8 protein-coding genes and 9 pseudogenes are annotated in these 21,957 nt (G+C 70.6%); 1 reads left to right on the forward strand and 16 read right to left on the reverse strand.

Features of this window, described 5'->3' with window-relative positions; genetic code table 11:
- Positions 1-433: 433 nt before the first annotated feature.
- Positions 434-2,987: pseudogene (locus WKH84_RS03490) on the forward strand (DUF3516 domain-containing protein).
- Positions 2,988-3,101: 114 nt separating this feature from the next.
- Here WKH84_RS03490 and WKH84_RS03495 read toward each other — a convergent pair.
- From WKH84_RS03495 to WKH84_RS03570, 16 genes and pseudogenes are all read right to left on the reverse strand, one after another.
- Complete coding sequence (locus tag WKH84_RS03495) at positions 3,102-3,395, reverse strand: hypothetical protein (RefSeq protein WP_341855634.1); 294 nt, start codon at positions 3,393-3,395, stop codon at positions 3,102-3,104.
- 100 nt (positions 3,396-3,495) lie between these two features.
- Entirely contained in the window at positions 3,496-3,762 is a 267-nt protein-coding gene (locus tag WKH84_RS03500; protein ID WP_341855635.1) for a DUF6457 domain-containing protein, read from the reverse strand.
- A 17-nt stretch (positions 3,763-3,779) separates the two neighbouring features.
- Positions 3,780-4,510: pseudogene (gene narI, locus WKH84_RS03505) on the reverse strand (respiratory nitrate reductase subunit gamma).
- Complete coding sequence (gene narJ / locus WKH84_RS03510) at positions 4,507-5,175, reverse strand: nitrate reductase molybdenum cofactor assembly chaperone (RefSeq protein WP_341855636.1); 669 nt, start codon at positions 5,173-5,175, stop codon at positions 4,507-4,509. Before narJ ends, narI begins: the two are co-directional and overlap by 4 nt.
- Before the next feature lie 180 nt (positions 5,176-5,355).
- Entirely contained in the window at positions 5,356-6,990 is a 1,635-nt protein-coding gene (gene narH, locus WKH84_RS03515; RefSeq protein WP_341855637.1) for a nitrate reductase subunit beta, read from the reverse strand.
- A gap of 26 nt (positions 6,991-7,016) precedes the next feature.
- A pseudogene (locus WKH84_RS03520) lies at positions 7,017-10,757 on the reverse strand (nitrate reductase subunit alpha).
- 116 nt (positions 10,758-10,873) lie between these two features.
- Complete coding sequence (locus WKH84_RS03525; RefSeq protein ID WP_341856762.1) at positions 10,874-11,695, reverse strand: MFS transporter; 822 nt, start codon at positions 11,693-11,695, stop codon at positions 10,874-10,876.
- A 559-nt stretch (positions 11,696-12,254) separates the two neighbouring features.
- Positions 12,255-12,380, reverse strand: a complete 126-nt coding sequence (locus WKH84_RS03530) for a hypothetical protein (RefSeq protein WP_341855638.1) — start codon at positions 12,378-12,380, stop codon at positions 12,255-12,257.
- Between the two features lie 19 nt (positions 12,381-12,399).
- Complete coding sequence (locus WKH84_RS03535) at positions 12,400-12,777, reverse strand: ACT domain-containing protein (protein WP_341855639.1); 378 nt, start codon at positions 12,775-12,777, stop codon at positions 12,400-12,402.
- Between the two features lie 9 nt (positions 12,778-12,786).
- Positions 12,787-14,425: pseudogene (gene cimA, locus WKH84_RS03540) on the reverse strand (citramalate synthase).
- Between the two features lie 7 nt (positions 14,426-14,432).
- Positions 14,433-15,523: pseudogene (locus WKH84_RS03545) on the reverse strand (branched-chain amino acid aminotransferase).
- 51 nt (positions 15,524-15,574) lie between these two features.
- Positions 15,575-16,644, reverse strand: a pseudogene (locus WKH84_RS03550) (3-isopropylmalate dehydrogenase).
- 31 nt (positions 16,645-16,675) lie between these two features.
- Positions 16,676-18,285 (reverse strand): annotated as a pseudogene (gene serA / locus WKH84_RS03555) (phosphoglycerate dehydrogenase).
- Positions 18,286-18,468: 183 nt separating this feature from the next.
- Complete coding sequence (gene ilvC / locus WKH84_RS03560) at positions 18,469-19,500, reverse strand: ketol-acid reductoisomerase (protein WP_341855640.1); 1,032 nt, start codon at positions 19,498-19,500, stop codon at positions 18,469-18,471.
- 104 nt (positions 19,501-19,604) lie between these two features.
- Positions 19,605-20,122, reverse strand: a pseudogene (ilvN, locus tag WKH84_RS03565) (acetolactate synthase small subunit).
- A gap of 51 nt (positions 20,123-20,173) precedes the next feature.
- Positions 20,174-21,934 (reverse strand): annotated as a pseudogene (locus WKH84_RS03570) (acetolactate synthase large subunit).
- Positions 21,935-21,957 lie beyond the last annotated feature (23 nt).

Raw genomic sequence — 21,957 nt, forward strand, 5'->3', positions numbered from 1 at the left:
AGGGCCGTGACGGCACGCTACGTGACGTGAGCGAGGTCACTCCGTCCGAGAGTTCCCGGTCGTCCGCTTCTGTCCGATTCGATCTCCGGAGCGATTACTACTCATCGGTAGTTTCCTGACCACTGGAAGCTCCCCGAGGCTCGTCGCCGTCCTCGCAGGCCGCGGCCGATCCAAGGGCACCGGCCGAGGGGGCGTCAGGATCACCCTCCCCCGCATCGTCACGATCCGGTAACGATCGCTGGAGCGGGGTGGGACGGGCAGCGGCGCGGGCGGCCTCGTCCCAGTGCTCCCGCGCGCCCTCGCCGCGCTTCTCGGCATCGGTGAGGGAGGGGTCCTCGGAGCGTCGTGCGGGCATCGTCGTCCTTCCGTCGGCACAGCGGGCGCGTCGAGCGTAGCGCCGTCCGCCTGCGGGGCGCCCTGGCAGACTGGGGCCATGCCGAGCCTGACGCCCTTCCTCCCCCCGCGCACCGCTGAGAACGCTCAGGACGCCATCGTCGACGGGTTCGTCTCCGCGCAGGAATCGGTCGGTCGCACCCTCTACCCCCACCAGGAGGAGGCGTCGCTCGCGATCGCGGCCGGGGACCACGTGATCGCCGCGACACCCACCGGCTCGGGCAAGACCACGATCGCCTACGCCGCGATCTTCGCCGCGATGGCCCGCGGTGAGCGCTCGTACTACACCGCCCCTATCAAGGCGCTGGTGAGCGAGAAGTTCTTCGACCTCGTCGCGCAGTTCGGCGCCGAGAACGTGGGCATGATGACCGGCGACTCCGCGGTGAACCACGATGCGCCGATCATCGTGTGCACCGCCGAGATCTTCGCCAACCACGCGCTTCGCGACGGTCCCGGCTCCGAGGTGGGGCTCGCGGTGATGGACGAGTTCCACTTCTACGGCGACTCGCAGCGCGGCTGGGCCTGGCAGGTGCCGCTCGTGGAGCCGCCCCGCGCCAGTTCGTGCTGATGAGCGCGACCCTCGGGGACGTCTCCTTCTTCGTGGAGGACCTCGAGGAGCGCACCGAGCGCGCCGTGACGGTGGTGGCCGATGCGCCGCGGCCCGTGCCGCTGGACTTCCGCTGGTCGCTCACACCGCGCCGGAGACGATCACGACGATCCTCGAGGACCGCGACGCCCCGGTGTACATCGTCCACTTCACCCAGAAGGAGGCCCTCGAGCAGGCGCAGGCGCCGCAGGGCGGGAAGATCCTCAGCGCCGAGGAGAAGGAGCGGATCCGCGAGCTGATCGGCGACTTCCGCTTCTCCAAGGGCTTCGGGCAGATCCTCTCCCGCCTGGTGCGCGAGGGCATCGGCGTGCACCACGCCGGCATGCTCCCGAAGTACCGGCGCCTGGTGGAGAAGCTCGCCCAGTCCGGTCTGCTGAAGATCATCTGCGGCACCGACACCCTCGGCGTGGGCATCAACGTGCCGATCCGCACCGTGCTCGCTGACGGGGCTGGCGAAGTTCGACGGCAAGCGGATGCGCCTGCTGAACGCCCGCGAGTTCCACCAGATCGCCGGGAGGGCGGGACGCGCCGGCTACGACACCGTCGGTCACGTCGTGGTGCAGGCGCCGACGTGGACCATCGAGTTCGAGCGCGAGCGCGCCAAGCGCCGCGCCCGGGAGGAGGCCGGCAAGGCCCCCAACAGCGCGAAGAAGCGCAAGAAGGAGCCGAAGCCCCGCATCCCCGAGGGTGCGGTGAGCTGGTCCGAGGAGAACCTCACCAAGCTCGTCGAGAACCCGCCCGAGGCGCCGCGCCCGCACCTGCGGATCACCGCCTCGATGGTGCTCGCGCTGATCGCGCGGCCGGGCGATGCGGTCGCCGCCGGGCGCCACCTGATCATGACCAGCCATCAGACCCGCGCCCAGAAGCTGAAGCTGGTGCGCGAGGCGGTGGAGATCTTCCGCGGCCTGCGGGACGCGGAGATCATCGAGGTGCTCGAGGAGGTGGACCATCTGGGGCGTCGCTTCTCCCTGGTCGAGGACCTCCAGCTCGACTTCACGATGAACCAGCCGCTGGCCCCCTTCGCGATCGCGATGATCGACTCGCTGGACGAGGACTCCGAGACCCTCACCCTGGACACCGTCTCGATCCTCGAGGCGATCCTCGAGGACCCGCGCCAGATCCTGCTCGCCCAGCAGAACGCCGCCCGGAGCGAGCCGCTCGCCGAGCTCAAGGCCGACGGGGTCGAGTACACCGAGCGTATGGCCCGCCTGGACGAGGTGACCTGGCCGAAGCCGCTCGAGGCGGACCTCGAGGCCGCGCTCGAGATCTACGCCCGCGACCGCCCGTGGGTGCGGGCCGAGGACCTCTCCCCAAGTCCGTGGTGCGTGAGATCTACGAGACCGGGCAGACCTTCAGCGAGTTCGTCCAGCGCTACGGCCTGCGGCGCTCCGAGGGGATCGTCTCGCGCTATCTCTCCGACGCCTACCAGGCGATGCGGCGCACGGTCCCCCAGGACCTGCGCACCGAGGAGCTCGAGGACATGATCGAGTGGCTCGGGGTGCTGGTGCGCGGGATCGACTCCTCGCTGCTGGACGAGTGGGAGGCGCTGACCCATCCCGAGGATCTCGAGGACGGGGTCTCGGAGATCCGGCCGACGAGCCCCCGCGGCCTCTCCGCCCAGACGAAGGTGCTGCGCACGATGGTGCGGGCCGCCATGTGGCGGCGCGTGGAGCACTTCGCCTTCGAGCGCGAGGAGCGGCTCGCCGAGCTCGACGGCGCCTCCGGCTGGGACCGGAAGCGCTGGGCGGAGGCGATGGACGCCTACTACGACACCTATGACGAGGTCGGCATCGACGGCCCCGCTCGCTCCCCGCAGCCGCTGCAGATCACCGAGGAGTCCCGGCTGTGGCGGATCCGGCAGGTGCTCGACGACCCGGAGGGGAACCACGACTGGGCGATCGAGGCGGAGCTCGACCTGGAGGCGACCGACGAGGCCGGCGAGCCGGTGCTCACGATCACCCACGTCGGCGAAATCGCGGACCGCTGAGGGCCCCCGCGCGGGCGCGCCGTCCGAGGACGACGACGAGGAACGACGACGGCCGATGCCCCGTGTGGGGCACCGGCCGTCGTCGTGGTCAGCGGCGACCTGCAGCGGGGTCGATCAGTACTGCGGGTTCGTCTCGATCCGCTTCTGCGGGTTGGTCTCGATCTGAGGGTTGGTCTCGATCTTCAGCGGATTGGTCTCGATCCGCTTGAGCGGGTTGGTCTCGATCTTCTGCACGGAGACCGCGGCCTGGGGGTTGGCCTCGATCTTCTGCGGATTGGCCTCGATGGCGCCGGCGGCGCCGGCACCGGCAACGCCGAGCGCGCCGGCGAGCATGAGGCCGGCGGCGAACCTCGCCGCACGACCGGCGTGAAGGGTGTTCTTGGACGGCGAAGGACGGAAGCTGATCACCGGACAGGTCCTCTCGGTGGTGACGGGGGCGGCTGGATGGGGGAGACCGCAGGTACCAGACTACCGTCTGTGAACGCAATCACAAGGGGTGACATGCGTGTCATCCGGGCCGGCGCCGCCGCGCCCTCTCCCGGGTGAGCGACTCGACCGCCGCGCAGGCCTCCTCGAGCCCGGCGCCGCGCGCGACCGCGGCGCCGACGAGGAACGCGGAGATAGGCGCCATCGAGCGCCGCACCCCGTCGGCGACCACGCCCGTCATCAGGTGGACCCGGTCCACGTCGAGGTCCACACCGCCCACCTCGAGGTGCGCGGCGATGTCCCGCATCCACGGCAGCAGCGTCGTCTCCCAGTCGCTCTGCAGCGTCACCGGTTCTCTCGCCGCCATCAGAAGTCCACCTTCTCCCAACCGCGGCGCTCGGACTCGCGGCGCGAGTCCTTGCTCCGGTAGAGGATGTAGGGACGGGTCAGGTAGCCGACCGGTGCCGCGAAGACGTGCACGAGACGCGTGAACGGCCAGACCGCGAACAGCGCAGGGCGCTGAGCACGTGGAGCTGGAAGAAGATCGGTGCCTGGCCCATCAGCTCCGTCGAGGGTCGCAGGGTCCAGAACTGACGGAACCAGATCGAGACGCCCTCGCGGTAGTCGTAGTCGCCGAAGGTGGTGTGCACGAGCGTGGCGAGCACGCCGAAGGTGATCACGAGCGAGAGCAAGAGGTACATGATCTTGTCGCCGACGGTGGTCGCGCCGAAGACGCGCGTATTCGTGCGTCGACGGTAGATCAGGATCAGCGACCCGCCGACGCACGCGACTGCGGCGGCGAGCCCGATCGTGGCCGCCATGAGGTGGTAGACGTGGTCGGAGACGCCGAAGAAGCGGGTCCAGGACTTCGGGATCCCGAGCCCCACCACGTGACCGACGAAGATCACGATGATCCCGTAGTGGAACATCGGCGAGCCGATCGAGAGCGGCTTCGACTCGTAGATCTGGCTGGAGCGGGTGGTCCAGCCGAAGCGGTCGGCGCGGAAGCGCCACACGTGTCCCAGCACGAAATCCGCCAGCACCATGTAGGGCGAGACCACCCACAGCAGCAGGTCGAGGGTCGAGGTGTCGTTCATGAGGGGCGTCCTCTCAGCAGGTCCAGCGGGACGGGTCCGGGGGCGGTGGCCCGGGAGTCGCAGCCGTTCGCGGCGAAGGTCTGACCGGCGAGCGCCCCGGCGTCGGCGTCGAGGCCGTAGCCGTCCAGGCCCACGGTCTCCTCCTCGGGGCCCTCCTCGGCCAGGCGGAGCACGGCGGCGCGGTCGTCGGCGTCCAGCGGCGGCGGCGTCCCGCACAGGGCGAGCGGCGCACCGTGCCAGGGCGAGGAGATCTCCTCCAGGTGGAGGCGCAGCAGCTCCACGCCCGGGCGGTTGCCGCGCAGGATCTTCGCGCCGCGCTCCGGGTCGTGGCCCGCGGCGAACTCGAGCACGAGCGGCAGATGGTCGGGCGGCTCCTGCTCGCCGACCTCGACCCCCGCGGCGCGGAAGTCCTGCTTGATGCGCAGCGCCGCCATCCCGCGGCGGCGGGTGTCGCCGTGGCTGAAGTAGGTCAGGTGCAGGCATCCCCGACGGCGGGTGTCGAAGGTGTCGACGTACTGCTCCTGCACGAGGACGGGATCCGCCTCCCGCAAGGCGTGGAGGTCTTCGCCGCGCGCCTGGGTGCGGCCGGGTTCGGGCAGGTCCTCCACGAGCTCGGCCACCTGCCCGAGCCGCTCCACGGTCGCCTCGTCGGGGTAGGTCAGCAACCAGGAGACCGCGAGCCAGGTGCCGCGCAGCCTGCGGGGTCGTGAGGCCCGAGGCATGCAGCAGGTCCCTCGGCGAGCGCACCCGCTTCGGGGCGAGGGTCGCGGCGCCCGCTCCCCCGCCGTCCGCCGCGGACGCGCCGTCGGCCGTGCGCCTGCCGAGCAGGCGGGCGAGGGCGCCCATCAGGCACCTCCCGTCGCCGGCTCGGGGAAGAGCCCGTCGGGGCGGCCGCGGCCGTCCCAGTTCAGCAGGTTGATTCGCACGCCCTCGGGGCGCTCGGGTCCGTTCTGCTGGCGCTTGGTGGCGTAGCCGGGCCCGGACATGCCCAGCGACTCCTCCGGCAGGGACATGCTCATGCCCGGTCCGCCGGGGGCGTTCAGCGGGCAGTCGGTGCCGACCCCCTCCAGGTCGTGCGCGGACTCGTGGTGGCCGACGGGGATGACGTAGCGGTCCTCGTACTTCGCGATCGCGAGCAGGCGGTACATCTCCTGCATCGTCTCGCCGTCCATCCCGACGGCGTTCGCGATCCCCTCCCGGGGCTCGCGCCCGAGATTGATGTCGCGCATGTAGGAGCGCATCGCCGCCATCCGGTACAGCACCCGCTCCACGGTGGGGACGTCCCCGGCGGTGAAGAGGTTCGCGAGGTACTCCACCGGGATGCGCGGCGCGTCGATCGCGGCGAAGAGGTTCTCGGCGTCCTCCGCGTCGTAGCCGGTGTCGCGGACGACGTCGACCACGGGCGAGAGCGGCGGGATGTACCAGACCATCGGCATCGTGCGGTACTCGGGGTGCGGCGGCGGCGCGACCTCGTAGTCCTTGATGAGCTTGTAGGTCGGGGATTTCTGCGCGGCCAGCGACCAGTCGTGCGGGATCCCGGCGGCCTTCGCGCCGGCGATCACCTCGGGGTCGTGCGGGTCGAGGATGATGTCGCGCTGGGCGCGGTAGAGCTCCTTCTCGTCCCGGGTCGAGGCGGCCTCGGTGACACGGTCGGCGTCGTAGAGGACCAGGCCGATGTAGCGCAGACGGCCGACGCAGGTCTCCGCGCACACCGTCGGCTCCCCCTGCTCGATGCGGGGGTAGCAGAACGTGCACTTCTCGGCCTTGCCGGTGCGGTGGTTGAAGTAGATCTTCTTGTACGGGCGACCGGTGATGCACATCCGCCAGCCGCGGCAGCCGTCCTGGTCCACCAGCACGATCCCGTCCTCCTCGCGCTTGTAGATCGCGCCGGAGGGGCAGGAGGCCACGCAGGTGGGGTTCAGGCAGTGCTCGCAGATGCGGGGCAGGTAGAACATGAAGGTCTGGTCGAACTCGAACTGCACCTTGTCCTCGATGCCCTTGAGCATCGGGTCCTTGTCCTTGTGGAGGTAGGTGCCGCCGAGGTCGTCGTCCCAGTTGCCGGACCACTGGATCTGGGTGCGCTCCCCCGTGATCAGCGACTTCGGGGGCGCGGTGGGGATGTTCTCCTGCTGCGCGGGGGCGTTGAGCAGGTTGTCGTACTCGTACGTCCAGGGCTCGTAGTAGTCCTCGATGCCGGGCAGGCGCGGGTTGGAGAAGAGCCGCAGGAGCTTCTTCAGCCGGCCCCCCGCCTTCGGGGTGAGGCGCCCGGACGAGGTCAGCTCCCAGCCGCCCTTCCACTTCTCCTGGTCCTCGTAGCCGCGGGGGTAGCCCTGCCCGGGCCGGGTCTCGACGTTGTTGAACCAGATGTACTCCGTGCCGGAGCGGTTCGTCCACGCCTGCTTGCAGGTCACCGAGCAGGTGTGGCGGCCGATGCACTTGTCGAGGTTCATCACCATCGACATCTGGGCCATGACGCGCATGTCGTCTCTCCTCGTTCTCTCGGTGCTCAGTACTCGACGGGGGCGGTGCGCCGGCGGATCATCGTGACCTCGTCGCGCTGGTTGCCCGTCGGGCCGTAGTAGTTGAAGGCGTAGGACAGCTGGCCGTAGCCCCCGATGAGGTGGGAGGGCTTGAGCATGATGCGGGTCAGCGAGTTGTGGATGCCGCCGCGCATGCCGTCCCGCTCGGTCAGCGGCACGTTCACGGTGCGGTCCTGGGCGTGGTGCATGAAGGCGGTGCCCTTCGGCATGCGGTGGGAGACCACCGCCCGTGCGGCGACGACGCCGTTGCGGTTGGTGGCCTCGATCCAGTCGTTGTCGGTGATGCCGACGGCCTCCGCGTCCTCGACGCTCATCCAGATGGTCTGGCCGCCGCGAGAGAGGTTCATCATGAAGAAGTTCTCCATGTACATCGAGTGGATCGCCCACTTGTTGTGCGGGGTCAGGTAGCGCACCGAGATCGAAGTGCCCGCCTCGTCCTTCTCCCCGAGCGCCCGCTCCCCGAACAGGGCGGTCATGTCCAGCGGAGGCCGGAACACGGGCGCGCCTCCCCATCTCGAGCATCCAGTCGTGGTCGAGGTAGTAGTGCTGGCGCCCGGTGAGGGTGTGCCAGGGCTTCTTCCGCTCGACGTTGATGGTGAAGGGGCTGTAGCGGCGCCCGCCGGACTCGGAGCCGGACCACTCCGGGCTCGTGATCACGGGGACCGGCGCGGCCTTCGTGTCGGCGAAGTGGATGCGCTTGCCCTCGTGCTCGGCGGCGAGGTCGTGCAGGTGCGTGCCGGTGCGCTTCTCGAGGGTCTTGAACCCCTCGGTGGCCATGTGCCCGTTGGTGGTGCCGGACAGACCCAGGATGAACTCGCAGGCCTGCAGGTCCGTCTCGAGCTTCGGCCGGCCCGCGGCAGGACCGGTGCGGTGGACGCCGTTCAGGCGGCCGAGCTCGGCGACGTACTCCTTCACGTCGTAGGTGATGCCCTTGGTAGTCATCCCGAGCTTCTCGAGCAGCGGGCCGATGGAGGTGAACTTCGCGTGAATCTGCGTGTAGTCCCGCTCGACCTCCACGAGGGTGGGCATGGTCAGGCCCGGGACCGGCTCGCACTCCCCCTTCTTCCAGTCGCGGACCCTGCCGTGCGGGGTGGCGAGCTCGCCGGGGGTGTCGTGCTGGAGCGGGAAGGCGACGACGTCCTTGCGGGTGCCCAGGTGCGTCTGGGCCAGCTCGCTGAAGCGCCGCGCGATCCCGGCCCAGGTCTCCCAGTCGGTGCGGGACTCCCACGGGTTCGAGATGGCGGGGTTGAAGGAGTGGACGAAGGGGTGCATGTCCGTGGTGGACAGGTCGTGCTTCTCGTACCAGGTCGCCGCCGGCGCGACCACGTCGGAGTGGAGGGTGTGGCTGGTCATGCGGAAGTCGAGGGTGAGCATCAGGTCGACCTTCCCGATCGGCGCCTCCTCCCGCCAGCGCACGTCCCGGGGGCGCAGGTGCTCCGGGGTCTCCTCCGCCGTGGCGGCGGAGTCGACGCCGAGCAGGTGGCGGAAGAAGTACTGGTCGCCCTTGGCGGAGGAGCCCAGCGTGTTCGCCCGCCAGATCGACCAGATCTTCGGGTGGTTCTGCGGGGCGTCCGGATCCTCCGCGGCGAAGTTGATCCCGCCCTGCTTGAGCTGGTCGACGAGATACGGGATCGTCTCCTCGCCCGCGGCGGCGGCGCGGTCGGCGACGTCGAGGGAGGAGATGTCGAACTGGGGGTAGAAGGGTCGCCAGCCCAGGCGCTGCGAGAGGGCGACGGCGTCGGCCGTGGTGGTGCCCGCGAAGCGGCCCGCGCCGGTGGTGGCGGCGAGGGTGTCGGCGCCGAAGCGGTCGTAGCGCCACTGGTCGGTGTGCATGTACCAGTAGGTGGTCTGGGTCATCTGGCGCGGGGGCCGGGTCCAGTCCAGGGCGTTGGCGAGGTGGAGCCAGCCGGTGATCGGGCGGACCTTCTCCTGGCCGACGTAGTGGGCCCAGCCGCCGCCGTTGACGCCCTGGGTGCCGCAGAGGTTGGTCAGGGTGAGGAAGGAGCGGTAGATGGTGTCGGAGTGGAACCAGTGGTTGGTGCCGGCGCCCATGATGATCATCGAGCGGCCGCCGGAGTCGATCGCGTTCTGCGCGAACTCGCGGGCGATGCGCGCCGCGGCCACGCCCGGCACGCCGGTGATGGTCTCCTGCCAGGCGGGGGTGTAGAGCGCCTCGGCGTCGTCGAGGCCGCGCGCCCACTGCCCCGGCAGGCCCTCGCGGCCCACCCCGTACTCGGCCAGCAAGCAGGTCGAAGACGGTGGTGACGATCCGGCCGTCGATCTCGCGCACGGGCACGCCGCGCGCGACGTCGCCGCGGCCGCCCTGCCCGGCCGTGTCGAAGCGGGGCAGCGAGCACCTCGGCGACGTCCTCGTGGTGGCTCAGCAGCGACAGGGCCGGGTCGAGGTCGCCGAGCTCGAGGTTCCAGCGGCCCTCCCCGTCGGCGCTGTAGCGGTGGCCGAGGGTGCCGTTCGGGACGACGATCCCGCCGCTCGCGCGGTCGAACATCATGGGCTTGAAGTCGGCGTGCTCGGTCGCGGCCTCGGCGGTGCGGTGCTCCCCCGCCTCGCTCGCGACGAGGAACTTGCCGGGCACGAGCTTCCCGTCCTGGCGCCGCTCGAGCCGCACCAGGAAGGGCAGGTCGGTGTACTGGGTGGAGTACTCCTCGAAATAGGGCACCTGCTTCTCGACGTAGAACTCACGCAGGATCGTGTGGCCCATCGCCATGGCGAGCGCGGCGTCGGTGCCGGGGTGCGGGGCGAGCCACTCGTCGGCGAACTTGACGCTCTCGGCGTAGTCGGGGGCGACGGAGATGACCTTCTGGCCGCGGTAGCGGGCCTCGGCCATCCAGTGCGCGTCCGGGGTGCGGGTCAGCGGGACGTTCGAGCCCCACATGATCAGGTAGGCCGCGTCCCACCAGTCCCCGGACTCGGGCACGTCGGTCTGGTCGCCGAAGACCTGCGGGGAGGCGGGCGGGAGGTCCGCGTACCAGTCGTAGAAGGACAGCATCGAGCCGCCGATGAGCTGGTGGAAGCGGGCACCGGAGGAGAAGGATACCTGGCTCATCGCGGGGATCGGCGAGAAGCCGGTGGCGCGGTCGGGGCCGAACTCCTTCACAGTGTGGACGTAGGCGGCGGCGACCAGCTCCTCGGCCTCCTCCCAGCTGGCCCGCACCAGCCCGCCCTTGCCGCGGGCGCGCTTGTAGCGCATGGCCTTCTCCGGGTCGGAGACGATCGCCTTCCACGCCTCGACGGGATCGTTGCCGGGGGCCTTGGCCTTCTCCTCGCGGAACAGGCGCAGCGACTCGGAGCGCACGTAGGGATAGCGCACGCGCGTGGGCGAGTAGGTGTACCAGGAGAAGGAGGCGCCGCGGGGGCGACCGCGGGGCTCGTACTCGGGCTTGTCGGGGCCGGCGGAGGGGTAGTCCGTCTCCTGCGACTCCCAGGTGATCACGCCGTCCTTGACGTACACCTTCCAGGAGCAGGAGCCGGTGCAGTTCACGCCGTGGGTGGAGCGGACCACCTTGTCGTGGCTCCAGCGCTCGCGGTAGAAGGAGTCGCCGCCGCGGCCGCCGACGCGGTGGGTCTCGCGGTTGTCCTCGCTGATCCGCTCGGAGCGGCTGAACATCCTCCGCGCCCCGATCAGCGCGTCGAACACCGGTGAGTCCATGCCCGGCTCGGCGGGGTCCTGGCGGTCCTGGATGGTCATGGGAAGGCTCCTCCTGGGCGGGGACGGGTCAGCGGTGAGGGATCAGGCGGTGGCGGCGGCCCGGCGGGCGCCGCGGCCGACGAAGAGGGTGACGACGACGGCGCCGAGGGTGGCGATCAGCGGCAGGACGATCCCGAGGGAGTAGGCGCCGCGCCAGCGTGGATCGCGGCCATCACCAGCGGCGGGACGAAGCCGCCCAGGCCGCCGGCGGCGCCGACGAAGCCGGTGACGGAGCCGACGACGGACGGGTCGGCGGACTGGGCGACCAGGGCGAAGACCGCTCCGGAGCCGAGGCCGAGGCCGGCGGCCATGACGATGAAGTCGATCGTGCCCAGCGGCATCAGCGCGGGCTGGAAGGCGAGCATCAGCGCGGCGAGGGCCACGGCCACGTAGGAGATCAGCGGCGTGCGCACGGCGCCGATCCGGTCCGAGAGGGTGCCGCCGAGCGGGCGCATGATCACTGCGACGATGACGAAGCCGGCCATGCGGAAGGAGGCGTCGGCCGTGGTGAGGCCGTACCAGTTCTTCAGCATCGTGGGCAGGAAGACGGAGAAGGCGACGTAGCCGCCGAAGGAGAGGGCGTAGAGGTAGCAGGCCTGCCAGGTGACCTTCTGCCGCATGGCGAGCAGGGTCTGGGAGAGCATGCTCTTGCCCGAGGGCTTCCAGGTGGGGGCGTCGTGCATGAACAGCCAGGCGAGAACGGCGTAGAGGACCAGTGCGATCGCGGTGACGATGAAGGGGGCGGAGTCGCCGGCCGCGTCCACGAGTGGCACCGTGGTGAAGGCGCTGATGGCGGTGCCGCCCATGCCCACCCCGTACAGGCCCGTGGCCATGCCGCGCTTGGCGGGCGGGAACCACGAGTTCACGAAGGGGACGCCGATCGCGAAGGTTGTGCCGGCGATGCCGAGGAAGAATCCGCCGAGCAGCCAGCGTGGAATAGGAGTACTGGCCGACGAGACCGAGGAACAGCACCGGGATCACGGTCAGCGGCGACACCAGCGGGAACATGAGGTGCCCGCCGAACCGGTCGGTGAGGCCTCCCATCAGGATCCGGCCGAGGGAGCCGACCAGGACCGGCGCCGCCACGATCAGCGACGCGTCCTGCGCGAGGCCCTGCTCGACGTAGACCGGGCCCAGCGGACTGAGCGGCGCCCAGGCCCAGAAGTTCACCGCGAAACCGAGGGTGACCAGCAGGAGCGCTCTCCAGGCTCCGGGCGGGACGGCGCCCTGGGCAGTGGTGGTCGTGGCGGCGGAGGGCGGGGACCCGGTCATCGAGTGGCTCCTCGGACGTGTGCGGACACGGGGGCGAGCACTGCTCGACGACGCACCGCAGAGGGGAACTGTACGTCGTAAGCATCCTCGGCCCGTGCGGCCACCCTAGAGGACTTCCGTCCCGGAAAAGGCTGTTCCCGGAGAAACCCGGAAGTTTTCACCGGAGTACAACGAATTCCGCGACCCGAAGGTCACGGAATTCGCCAGCATCGGGCCCTCACGGGCTCATTCCGGGGCGTCGAGCTCCAGGTCCACCATCAGCTCCGCGGCGATCGTCTCGAGCGCCTCGCGCACGTCGGCCTCGTCGGACTCGGTCGGGAGGCGCGGCTCGGCCTCGGCCTCGAAGAGCATCCCGCCGCCCTCGGGCGCCTCACGGGTCCAGGAGCGCGCCCGTCGATGGTCGCGCCCTGCGAGCGCGCGCCGTGGTGACCTCGCGGACCATGCCGGTGCGGTCCTGGCCCAGCAGGCGCAGGCGAAGGGCGCGGGCAGGACCGGGCGGAGCGGCCTGCTCGGCGACGGCGGCCTCCACCGCGAGCCCGACCTCGGCCTCGAGGCCCTCGAGCGCGGAGAGGAAGTCCTGGACCGCCTCGTCGGGGAGATCCACCTGCACGATGCCGGCGAACTTACCGGCCAGCAACGCGAGCTGGCTGTCCACCCAGCCGCCGCCGTGCTCGTCGACGGCGGCGGCGAGGGCGGCGACGAGGCCCGGTCGGTCGTCCCCGATGGCGGTGAGCACATAGGTCGTCATGGGGTCACACTAGCGCTCCCCGGCATGGAAGGCCCCCGGAACACCGGACTTGTACAGCCCGTAGGTGTACGCGTCGAAGACCGCCTCCCAGGATGCCTCGATGACGTTCGGCCCCACGCCCACGGTCTGGAACTCCAGGCCCCGTCCCGAGGTGCGCACGAGCACCCGCGTGGTCGCGTCGGTGCCGTGCTGGGAGTCGAGGATCCGGACCTTGAAGTCCCGCGGCTCGAACTCGTCGACCTCCGGGTGGCGCTCCCGCGCGCCTCACGCAGGGCGAGGTCCAGGGCGTTGACGGGGCCGTTGCCCTCGGCGATCGCGACCTTCCGCTCCCGCTCTCCCCCGCCGTCGCCCCGCGCCTTCACGGTCGCCTCGGTCTCGAGGGTCCCGTCGCGGCCCAGCTGGGAGGTGGCCCGCCAGGATTCGATGGAGGAGTAGCTCGGCACGCGGCCGAGCTCGTCCAGCAGGAGCAGCTCGAAGGAGGCGTCGGCCGCCTCGTAGGAGTAGCCCTCTGCCTCGCGCCGCTTCACGGTCCGGGCGAGGCGCGAGAGGAGCTCCGGCTCGTCGGCGAGCTCGAAGCCGAGCTCGCGGCCCTTGAGCTCGATCGAGGCGCGGCCGGCCATGTCGGAGATGATCATGCGCATGTCGTTGCCGACCGCGCGGGGATCGGTGTGCTGGTACAGGTCCGGGTCCACCCGGATCGCGCTCGCGTGCGACCCGGCCTTGTGCGCGAAGGCGCTCGCCCCGACGTAGGGGGCGCGCGGACTGACGGGCATGTTCACGATCTCGCCGATCGCGTGGGAGATCCGGGTGGCCTCGGCGAGGGTCTCCTCGGGCACAAGGTCCATGCCCATCTTCAGCTGGAGGTCGGCGAGGAGCGTGATCAGGTCGGCGTTGCCGGTGCGCTCCCCGTAGCCGTTCACGCGACCCTGGACGTGGGTGATCCCCGCCCGGACGGCGCTGATCGCGTTCGCGACCGCGCGACCGGTGTCGTTGTGGGTGTGGGCGCCGAGCCGGGCCTCGCCCGCACCGGCCGCTTGGAGACGGGAGCGCAGGTCCTCGATGATCTCGGTGACCTGGTGCGGGAGCATGCCGCCGTTGGTGTCGCACAGCACCAGCACCGCGGCGCCGGCCTCGTGCGCGGCCACCAGCACGGACGTCGTGTAGTCGGGGTCGTGGAGGAAGCCGTCGAAGAAGTGCTCCGCGTCGACGAACACCTCGCGTCCGAGGCCGACGAGATGTGCGACCGTGTCGCGGACCATCGCGAGGTTCTCCTCGGCGGTGGTGCGCGCGCACCGGTGACGTGGCGGAGATCGGACTTCGCGACCAGGGTGATCGTCGGCGCACCGGAGTCGACGAGCGCGCGCACCTGCTGGTCCTCGGTGACGTCGACGCCCGCCTTGCGGGTCGCGCCGAAGGCGGCCAGACGCGCCGTGGACAGCTCGAGCTCGGTCGCCGCGCGGGCGAAGAACTCCGTGTCCCGCGGGACGGCGCCCGGCCAGCCGCCCTCGATGTAGGTCACGCCGAGGTCGTCGAGATGGCGGGCGACGGCGAGCTTGTCGGTCACCGAGAGGGTGAGCCCCTCCTGCTGGGAGCCGTCGCGCAGGGTGGTGTCGTAGAGGTGGAAGGCCTCGATCGTGGGAGTGGTCATGTCCCGCTCACACCAGCCGGGTCAGCCAGCCGTGACGGTCCGGGATCCGGCCGTACTGGATGTCGGTGAGCTCCTTGCGCAACGCCAGGGTGACCTCGCCCGAGCCGCCGTCACCGACGGTCCAGGAGCCCTTCCTCGAGCGGAACTCGCCGATGGGGTTGATGACGGCGGCGGTGCCGCAGGCGAACATCTCGGTGATCTCGCCGGACTCGAGCTCGCTGCTCGACCTCGCTCATCACGAGCTTCTGCTCGTGGACCTCGAGGCCGCGGTCCTCCGCGAGGCGCAGGATCGACAACCGGGTGACGCCCTCGAGGATCGAGCCGGACAGCGACGGGGTGAGCAGGCGGCCGTCCTTCGTGATAGCGACGACGTTCATGCCGGAGAGCTCGTCGATCGAGGTGTGGGTCTCGGAGTCGAGGAAGAGCACCTCGTCGGCGCCGTTCTCCGCGGCCTCCCGCTTGCCCAGCAGCGAGGAGGCGTAGTTACCGCCGCACTTCGCAGCGCCGGTGCCGCCGGCGCCGGCGCGGGCGTACTCGTCGGTGATCCACACGACCAGCGGCTGGACGCCGCGGGGGAAGTAGGGACCGGCCGGGGAGGCGATGACGTAGTAGTCCACCTCGTGCGCGGCCCGCACCCCGAGGAACTCCTCGCTGGCGAACATGAAGGGTCGCAGGTAGAGGGACTCCTCGCTGGTCGCCTCGGGCACCCACGGCTCGTCGGCCGCGACGACGGCCTTCAGCGAGGTCAGGAAGTCCTCCACCGGCGCTCGGGCAGGGCGAGGCGCCGGGCGGAGCGCGCATGCGCTCGGCGTTCGCCTCGGGGCGGAAGGTCCACACCGAGCCGTCGGCGTGGCGGAACGCCTTGAGGCCCTCGAAGATCTCCTGGCCGTAGTGCAGGACGGCGGAGGCGGGCGAGAGCTCGAGCGGGCCGTAGGGCACGACCTCGTCCTGGCCCCAGCCGTCCTCGGCGGTCCAGCGGGCGCGGGCCATGAAGTCGGTGTAGTGCTGGCCGAAGCCGGGGGCGGCGAGGATGCTGGCGCGCTCGTCGTCGCCCACGCGACGGGTGGTGCTGGTCTGGGGGAAGGCGAGTGCGCTCACGGGGATCTCCTCGGCGGGGTTCGGCAGGGTCAGTGTGTCAGGTGCGGGCTCTCAGCGCCCGGTGATCGCGGCGACGAGGTCGTCGCCGATGCGGGCGGTGCCGCGGGAGGCGAGCGACGCATCCGGCTGCGCGGGCCGCCAGGTCGTTCTCGACCGCGGCGCGGACCGCGGCGGCGGGCTCGATGTGGCCGAGGTGGTCCAGCAGCAGCGCGACCGAGAGCACGGTCGCGGTGGGGTCGGCCTTGTCCTGGCCGGCGATGTCGGGGGCGGAGCCGTGCACGGGCTCGAACATCGAGGGGAAGGCGCCGGTGGGGTTGACGTTCCCGCTCGCCGCGAGGCCGATTCCACCGCCGATGGCGCCGGCGAGGTCGGTGACGATGTCGCCGAAGAGGTTGTCGGTGACGATGACGTCGAAGCGGGAGGGGTCCTGGACCAGGTAGATCATCATCGCGTCGACGTGGGCGTAGTCGACCTCGACGCCCGGGTGCTCGGCGCCGACCTCCTCGACGATCCGGCGCCACAGGTGCCCGGCGTGGACGAGCACGTTGTGCTTGTGCACGAGGGTGAGCCTCCCCCGGCGCGCCTCGGCCTGCTCGAAGGCGTAGCGGACCACGCGCTCGACGCCGACGGCGGTGTTCAGGGAGACCTCGGTGGCGACCTCGAGGGGGTGCCGGTGCGCATGGAGCCGCCGTTGCCGACGTAGGGGCCCTCCGTCCCCTCGCGCACGACGAGGAAGTCGACCTCGCCCGGCTCGGCCAGCGGGGTGGAGACGCCCGGGAACAGGCGCGTGGGGCGCAGGTTCACGAAGTGGTCGAAGCCGAAGCGGAGCTTCAGCAGCAGGCCCCGCTCGAGCACACCGGAGGGCACGCCGGGATCGCCGACGCCGCCGAGCAGGATCGCGTCGTGCTTCGCGAGCGCCGCCATGTCCTCGTCGGTCAGGGTCTCCCCGTCCGGTGCCAGCGCCCCGCCCCGAGGTCGTAGTCCGTGGTGCGGACCGCGACGCCGGCGGGCTCGAGGGCGGCCTCGAGGGCGCGCAGGCCCTGGGGGACGACCTCCTTGCCGATGCCGTCGCCCTCGATGACGGCGAGGTCCAGGGTGCTCGGGGCGGGGGTGGTGCTCATGGCTGGTGCCGCTCCTGGGGAGGGGGTGGGATCAGTAGACGAGATCGACGGCGTGGATCGAGCGCGCGTCGATGGCGGCGCCCAGCTCCTCGGCGAACTCGCGGGAGACGGACTCGTCGAGGTCGAGGACCACGAGGGCCTCGGCGCCCTGGGCGCGGCGGACGCGGGAGACCTGCATGCCGGCGATGTTGATGCCGGCCTCACCGAGGAGGGCGCCGTACTTGCCGATCAGGCCGGGCCCGTCCGAGTAGCGCAGGATCAGCAGATGGTCGCTCAGCGGCACGTCGAGCGCATGGCCGAAGACGTCGATGAGCTTGTGCTCCTGGTCCACGCCGCTGAGCGTGCCGGAGACGGCCACGACGTCGCCGCCGCGCAGCTGTGCCGCGCAGGGTGATGACGTTGCGGAAGCGCTCGGTGGTCTCGTCGGTGACGAGGTTGACGGCGATGCCGCGCTCCTCGGCGAGGACGGGGGCGTTGACGTAGCTGACCTGCTCGGTGACCACGGAGCGGAACATGCCGCGCAGGGCGGAGAGCTTCAGCGCGGTGACATCGCGGGAGGCGATCTCGCCGTGGACCTCGATGTCGAGCACCTCGGGGGCCTCGCCGGCCAGGGCGGTGAAGAGCTGGCCGAGCCGGTCCGACAGGGCGACGCCCGGGCGGACCAGGTCGTCGATCGCGCCGCCGGCGACGTTGACCGCGTCGGGGACCAGCTCGCCCGCGAGCGCCAGGCGCACGGACTTCGCCACCGCCACGCCGGCCTTCTCCTGCGCCTCGGCGGTGGAGGCACCGAGGTGCGGGGTGAGGGTGATGTTCTCGAGCTCGAGCAGCCTTCGCGGCGGTCTCGCTCTTCGCGGGCGGCTCGGAGGAGTACACGTCCAGGCCGGCCCCGGCGATCTGTCCGGTGCTCAGCGCGGTGTACAGCGCCTCCTCGTCGATCAGGCCGCCGCGGGCGGCGTTGACGACGTGGAGGTTCGGCTTCGCGAGCGCGAACTCCTCGGCGCCGATCAGGCCCGTGGTCTCAGGGGTCTTGGGCATGTGGACGGTGAGCACGTCGGCCTCGCGCATCAGCTCGTCGAGCTCGACGACGCGGGCGCCGAGCTCGGCGGCGCGGGCATGGTTGACGTAGGGGTCGTAGGCCAGGAGAGTCACGCCGAAGGGGCGCAGGCGCTCGGCGACGAGCTGGCCGATGCGGCCGAAGCCCACCACGCCGACGGTCTTCTCCAGCGGCTCCACCCCGGTGAGTCGCTTGCGCTCCCAGCGGCCGGCCTTCACGGAGGAGTCGGCGCGGCCGAGATTGCGCAGCGAGGCGAGGATCAGCGCGATCGCGAGCTCCGCGGCGGAGACGATGTTGGAGGTCGGGGCGTTGATGACCATGACGCCCGCGGTGGTGGCGCCGGGGACGTCGACGTTGTCCAGGCCCACGCCGGCGCGGGCGACGACGCGCGCCTTCGGGGCCGCGGCGTACACCTCCGCGTCGACCTGGGTGGCGGAGCGGACCAGGAGGGCATCGGCCTCCGCCACTGCGGCGAGCGCCGCGGGACGGTCGGTGCCGTCCACGCCGCGGACCTCGACGTCGGGGCCCAGCACCTCGACGGTGGCGGGCGACAGCTCCTCAGCGATGAGCACGACAGGACGCGTCACGGAATCTCCTCCGGTACGGATGGTGGTCGTCGCTCACTTCCTCGGGTGCGACGGGTTTCAGGGGACAGCGTAGTCGCGTGTCCGCCATGCGGGAACGCGGGTCAGGATGCGAGACCCTTGCACGAAGGACGGCGGCGGAAGCACCTCGTGGGTGCTCCCGCCGCCGTCTCGGGACCGGGTGGGTCAGCGCGCGGCGGCGCCCTCGACGTAGTCCGAGTCGATGGACTGCGCGCTCCAGGAGAACATCTTGCGCAGGTCCTTGCCGACCTTCTCGATCGGGTGCTCGGCCTCGGCGGCGCGGAGCTTCTTGAACTCCTCGGCGCCGTTGTCCTGGTCGTCGATGAAGCGCTTGGCGAAGGCGCCGGACTGGATGTCGGCGAGGATCGCCTTCATGTCGGCCTTCGTCTGGTCGGTGACCACGCGCGGGCCGGAGACGTAGTCGCCGTACTCGGCGGTGTCGGAGATCGACCAGCGCCGCTTGGCGATGCCGCCCTCGTTCATGAGGTCGACGATCAGCTTGAGCTCGTGGAGGACCTCGAAGTAGGCGATCTCCGGCTGGTAGCCGGCGTCGGTGAGGGTCTCGAAGCCGGCCTGGACGAGGTGGCTCATGCCGCCGCACAGCACGGCCTGCTCGCCGAAGAGGTCGGTCTCGGTCTCCTCGGTGAAGGTGGTCTTGATGACGCCGGCGCGGGTGCCGCCGATGCCCTTGGCGTAGGACAGGGCGAGGTCCCAGGCGGAGCCGGTCGCGTCCTGCTCGACGGCGACGATGTCCGGGATGCCGCGGCCGGCGACGAACTCGCGGCGCACGGTGTGGCCGGGGGCCTTCGGGGCGATCAGCAGCACGTCGACGCCCTCGGGGACCTCGATGTAGCCGAAGCGGATGTTGAAGCCGTGCGCGAAGGCGATCGCCTTGCCCTCGGAGAGGTGGGGCTTGATCGAGTCCGCGAAGACCTTCCGCTGGTCCTGGTCGGGGGTGAGGATCATGATCAGATCCGCCCACTCGGCGACCTCGGCGACGGTCCCGACGGTCAGGCCCTCCTCCTGGGCCTTTGCGGCGGACTTCGAGCCCTCGCGCAGGCCCACGCGGACCTCGACGCCGCTGTCGCGCAGGTTCAGCGCGTGGGCGTGGCCCTGCGAGCCGAAGCCGACGACCGCGACCTTCTTGCCCTGGATGATGGACAGGTCGGCGTTGTCGTCGTAAAAGATCTCAGCCACGTTGTGCTCCTTCGATGGTTGGCTCTATGGCGTCGGGGCGATCGTATCGCCCCTTGTCCTGCGATATGAGAAACGGTCTTGCTATTCGGTCGGTGAGGCGGGGGTCAGGACAGCGGCGCGCGGTCGGTGATCGCCCGACCGCCGCGCCCGATCGCGACCTCGCCGGACTTCACGATCTCGCGGATCCCGAACTCCTCGAGCATGCCGAGGAGGGCGGTGAGCTTGTCCTGCGTGCCGGTCGCCTCGATCGTCACGGAGTCCGAGGCGGCGTCGACGACCTTCGCGCGGAACATCTGCACGATCTCCAGCACCGGGGTGCGGGTGGAGCTGTCGGCGGTGACCTTGATGAGGATCAGCTCGCGCTGGACCGTCTGGCGGGGGTCGAACTGGACGATCTTGAGCACGTTGACGAGCTTGTTGAGTCGCTTGGTGATCTGCTCGAGCCGGTGTCTCGCTCGACGTCGACGACGACCGTGATGCGGGAGATCTCCGGATGCTCGGTGGGTCCCACCGCGAGCGAGGAGATGTTGTAGCCGCGACGGGAGAACAGGGCGGTGACGCGGGTGAGCGCACCGGGCTTGTTCTCCACCAGCACCGAGAGGGTCTGGCTGTTCGGCGACATGACGTAGTCGGGGGTCCCGGTCGGGGCCTGCTTGCTGGTTGGTGGTCATGCTCAGATGTCCCTCTCCCACTCGGGGCTCATGCCCTGGGCGATCTGGATCTCGTCGTTGGAGACGCCGGCCGGCACCATCGGCCACACCATCGCGTCGGCGCTGACGGTGAAGTCCACGACCACGGGGCGGTCGTTGATCTCCATCGCCTGGCGGATGGTGTCGTCGATGTCCTCGTCCCGCTCGCAGCGCAGGCCCGCGCGACCGTAGGCGTCGGCGAGCTTGACGAAGTCGGGGATGCGGCGCGAGCCGTGGCCGGTGTTCAGCTCGGTGTTCGAGTAGCGCTGGTCGTAGAACAGGTTCTGCCACTGGCGCACCATGCCCAGCGAGCTGTTGTTGATGACGGCGACCTTGATCGGGATCTCGTTGATCACGCAGGTGGCGAGCTCCTGGTTGGTCATCTGGAAGCGACCGTCGCCGTCGATGGACCACACCGTCTTCTCCGGCATGCCCACCTTGGCGCCCATCGCCGCGGGCACCGAGTAGCCCATGGTGCCCAGGCCCCCGGAGTTGATCCAGGTGCGCGGGTTCTCGTACTGGACGAACTGGGCCGACCACATCTGGTGCTGGCCCACGCCCGCGACGTAGATCGAATCGGGCCCGGAGATCGCGCCGATGCGGGAGATGACCTTCTGCGGGGCGGTGAAGCCGTCCTCGGTCGCGGTCCAGCCCAGCGGGTAGTTCTCCCGCAAAGATGTCCAGCGTGCCCCACCAGCCCTCGTAGTCACGAGGGTCGGACTCGGCCAGGCGGGCGCGGAGCTCCTCGGTGAGAGCCTTGGCGACCTGCCCGGCCTGGCCGACGATCGGCACGTCGGCGACGAGGTTCTTCGAGATCTCGGCCGGGTCGATGTCCGCGTGGATGATCTTCGCACCGGGGGCGAAGGAGTCCAGGCGGCCGGTGACCCGGTCGTCGAAACGGGCGCCGATGTTGATCAGCAGGTCCGCGCGCCGCAGGGCCGAGACCGCGGCGACGGTGCCGTGCATGCCGGGCATCCCGAGGTGGCTCGGGTGGGAGTCCGGCAGTGCGCCGCGCGCCATCAGGGTGGTGGTGAAGGGGATGCCGGAGGCGTCCACGAGTTCGCGCACCTCATCGGTGGCGGCGCCGCCGCGAAGACGCCACCGCCGAGCAGGAACACCGGGCGCTTCGCCTCGAGCATGAGGCGCACCGCCTCGCGGATCTGCTTGCCGTGCGGGCGCGGCTCCGGGCGGTAGCCGGGCAGGTCCAGGGTCTCGGGCCAGACGAACTCCATCATGTCCTGCTGGGCGTCCTTGGTGACGTCCACCAGCACCGCGCCGGGCCGGCCGGTCGAGGCGATGTGGAAGGCCTGCTTGATCACCTTCGGGATCTCCGCGGCGTCCTTGACCAGGAAGTTGTGCTTGGTCACCGGCATCGTCATGCCCACGATGTCCGCCTCCTGGAAGGCGTCGGTGCCGATGAACATCGAGCCGACCTGGCCGGTGATCGCGACCAGCGGGATCGAGTCCATCTGGGCGTCGGCGATCGCGGTGATGAGGTTGGTGGCACCCGGGCCGGAGGTCGCCAGGCACACGCCGACCTTGCCGGTCGCGTGGGCGTAGCCGGAAGCGGCGTGGCCGGCACCCTGCTCGTGGCGGACCAGCACGTGACGGAGCTTCTTCGCGTCCATCAGCGGGTCGTAGGTGGGCAGGATCGCGCCGCCGGGAAGGCCGAAGACGACCTCTGCCCCGGCATGCTCGAGGGACTCGACCAGCGCCTGCGCGCCGGTCATCTGCTGTCCGGTCATCGGAACTCCTTCGTCGTCTCGGA

It is taken from the genome of Brachybacterium sp. GPGPB12 (genome assembly GCF_038396325.1).
Lineage (GTDB): Bacteria > Actinomycetota > Actinomycetes > Actinomycetales > Dermabacteraceae > Brachybacterium > Brachybacterium conglomeratum.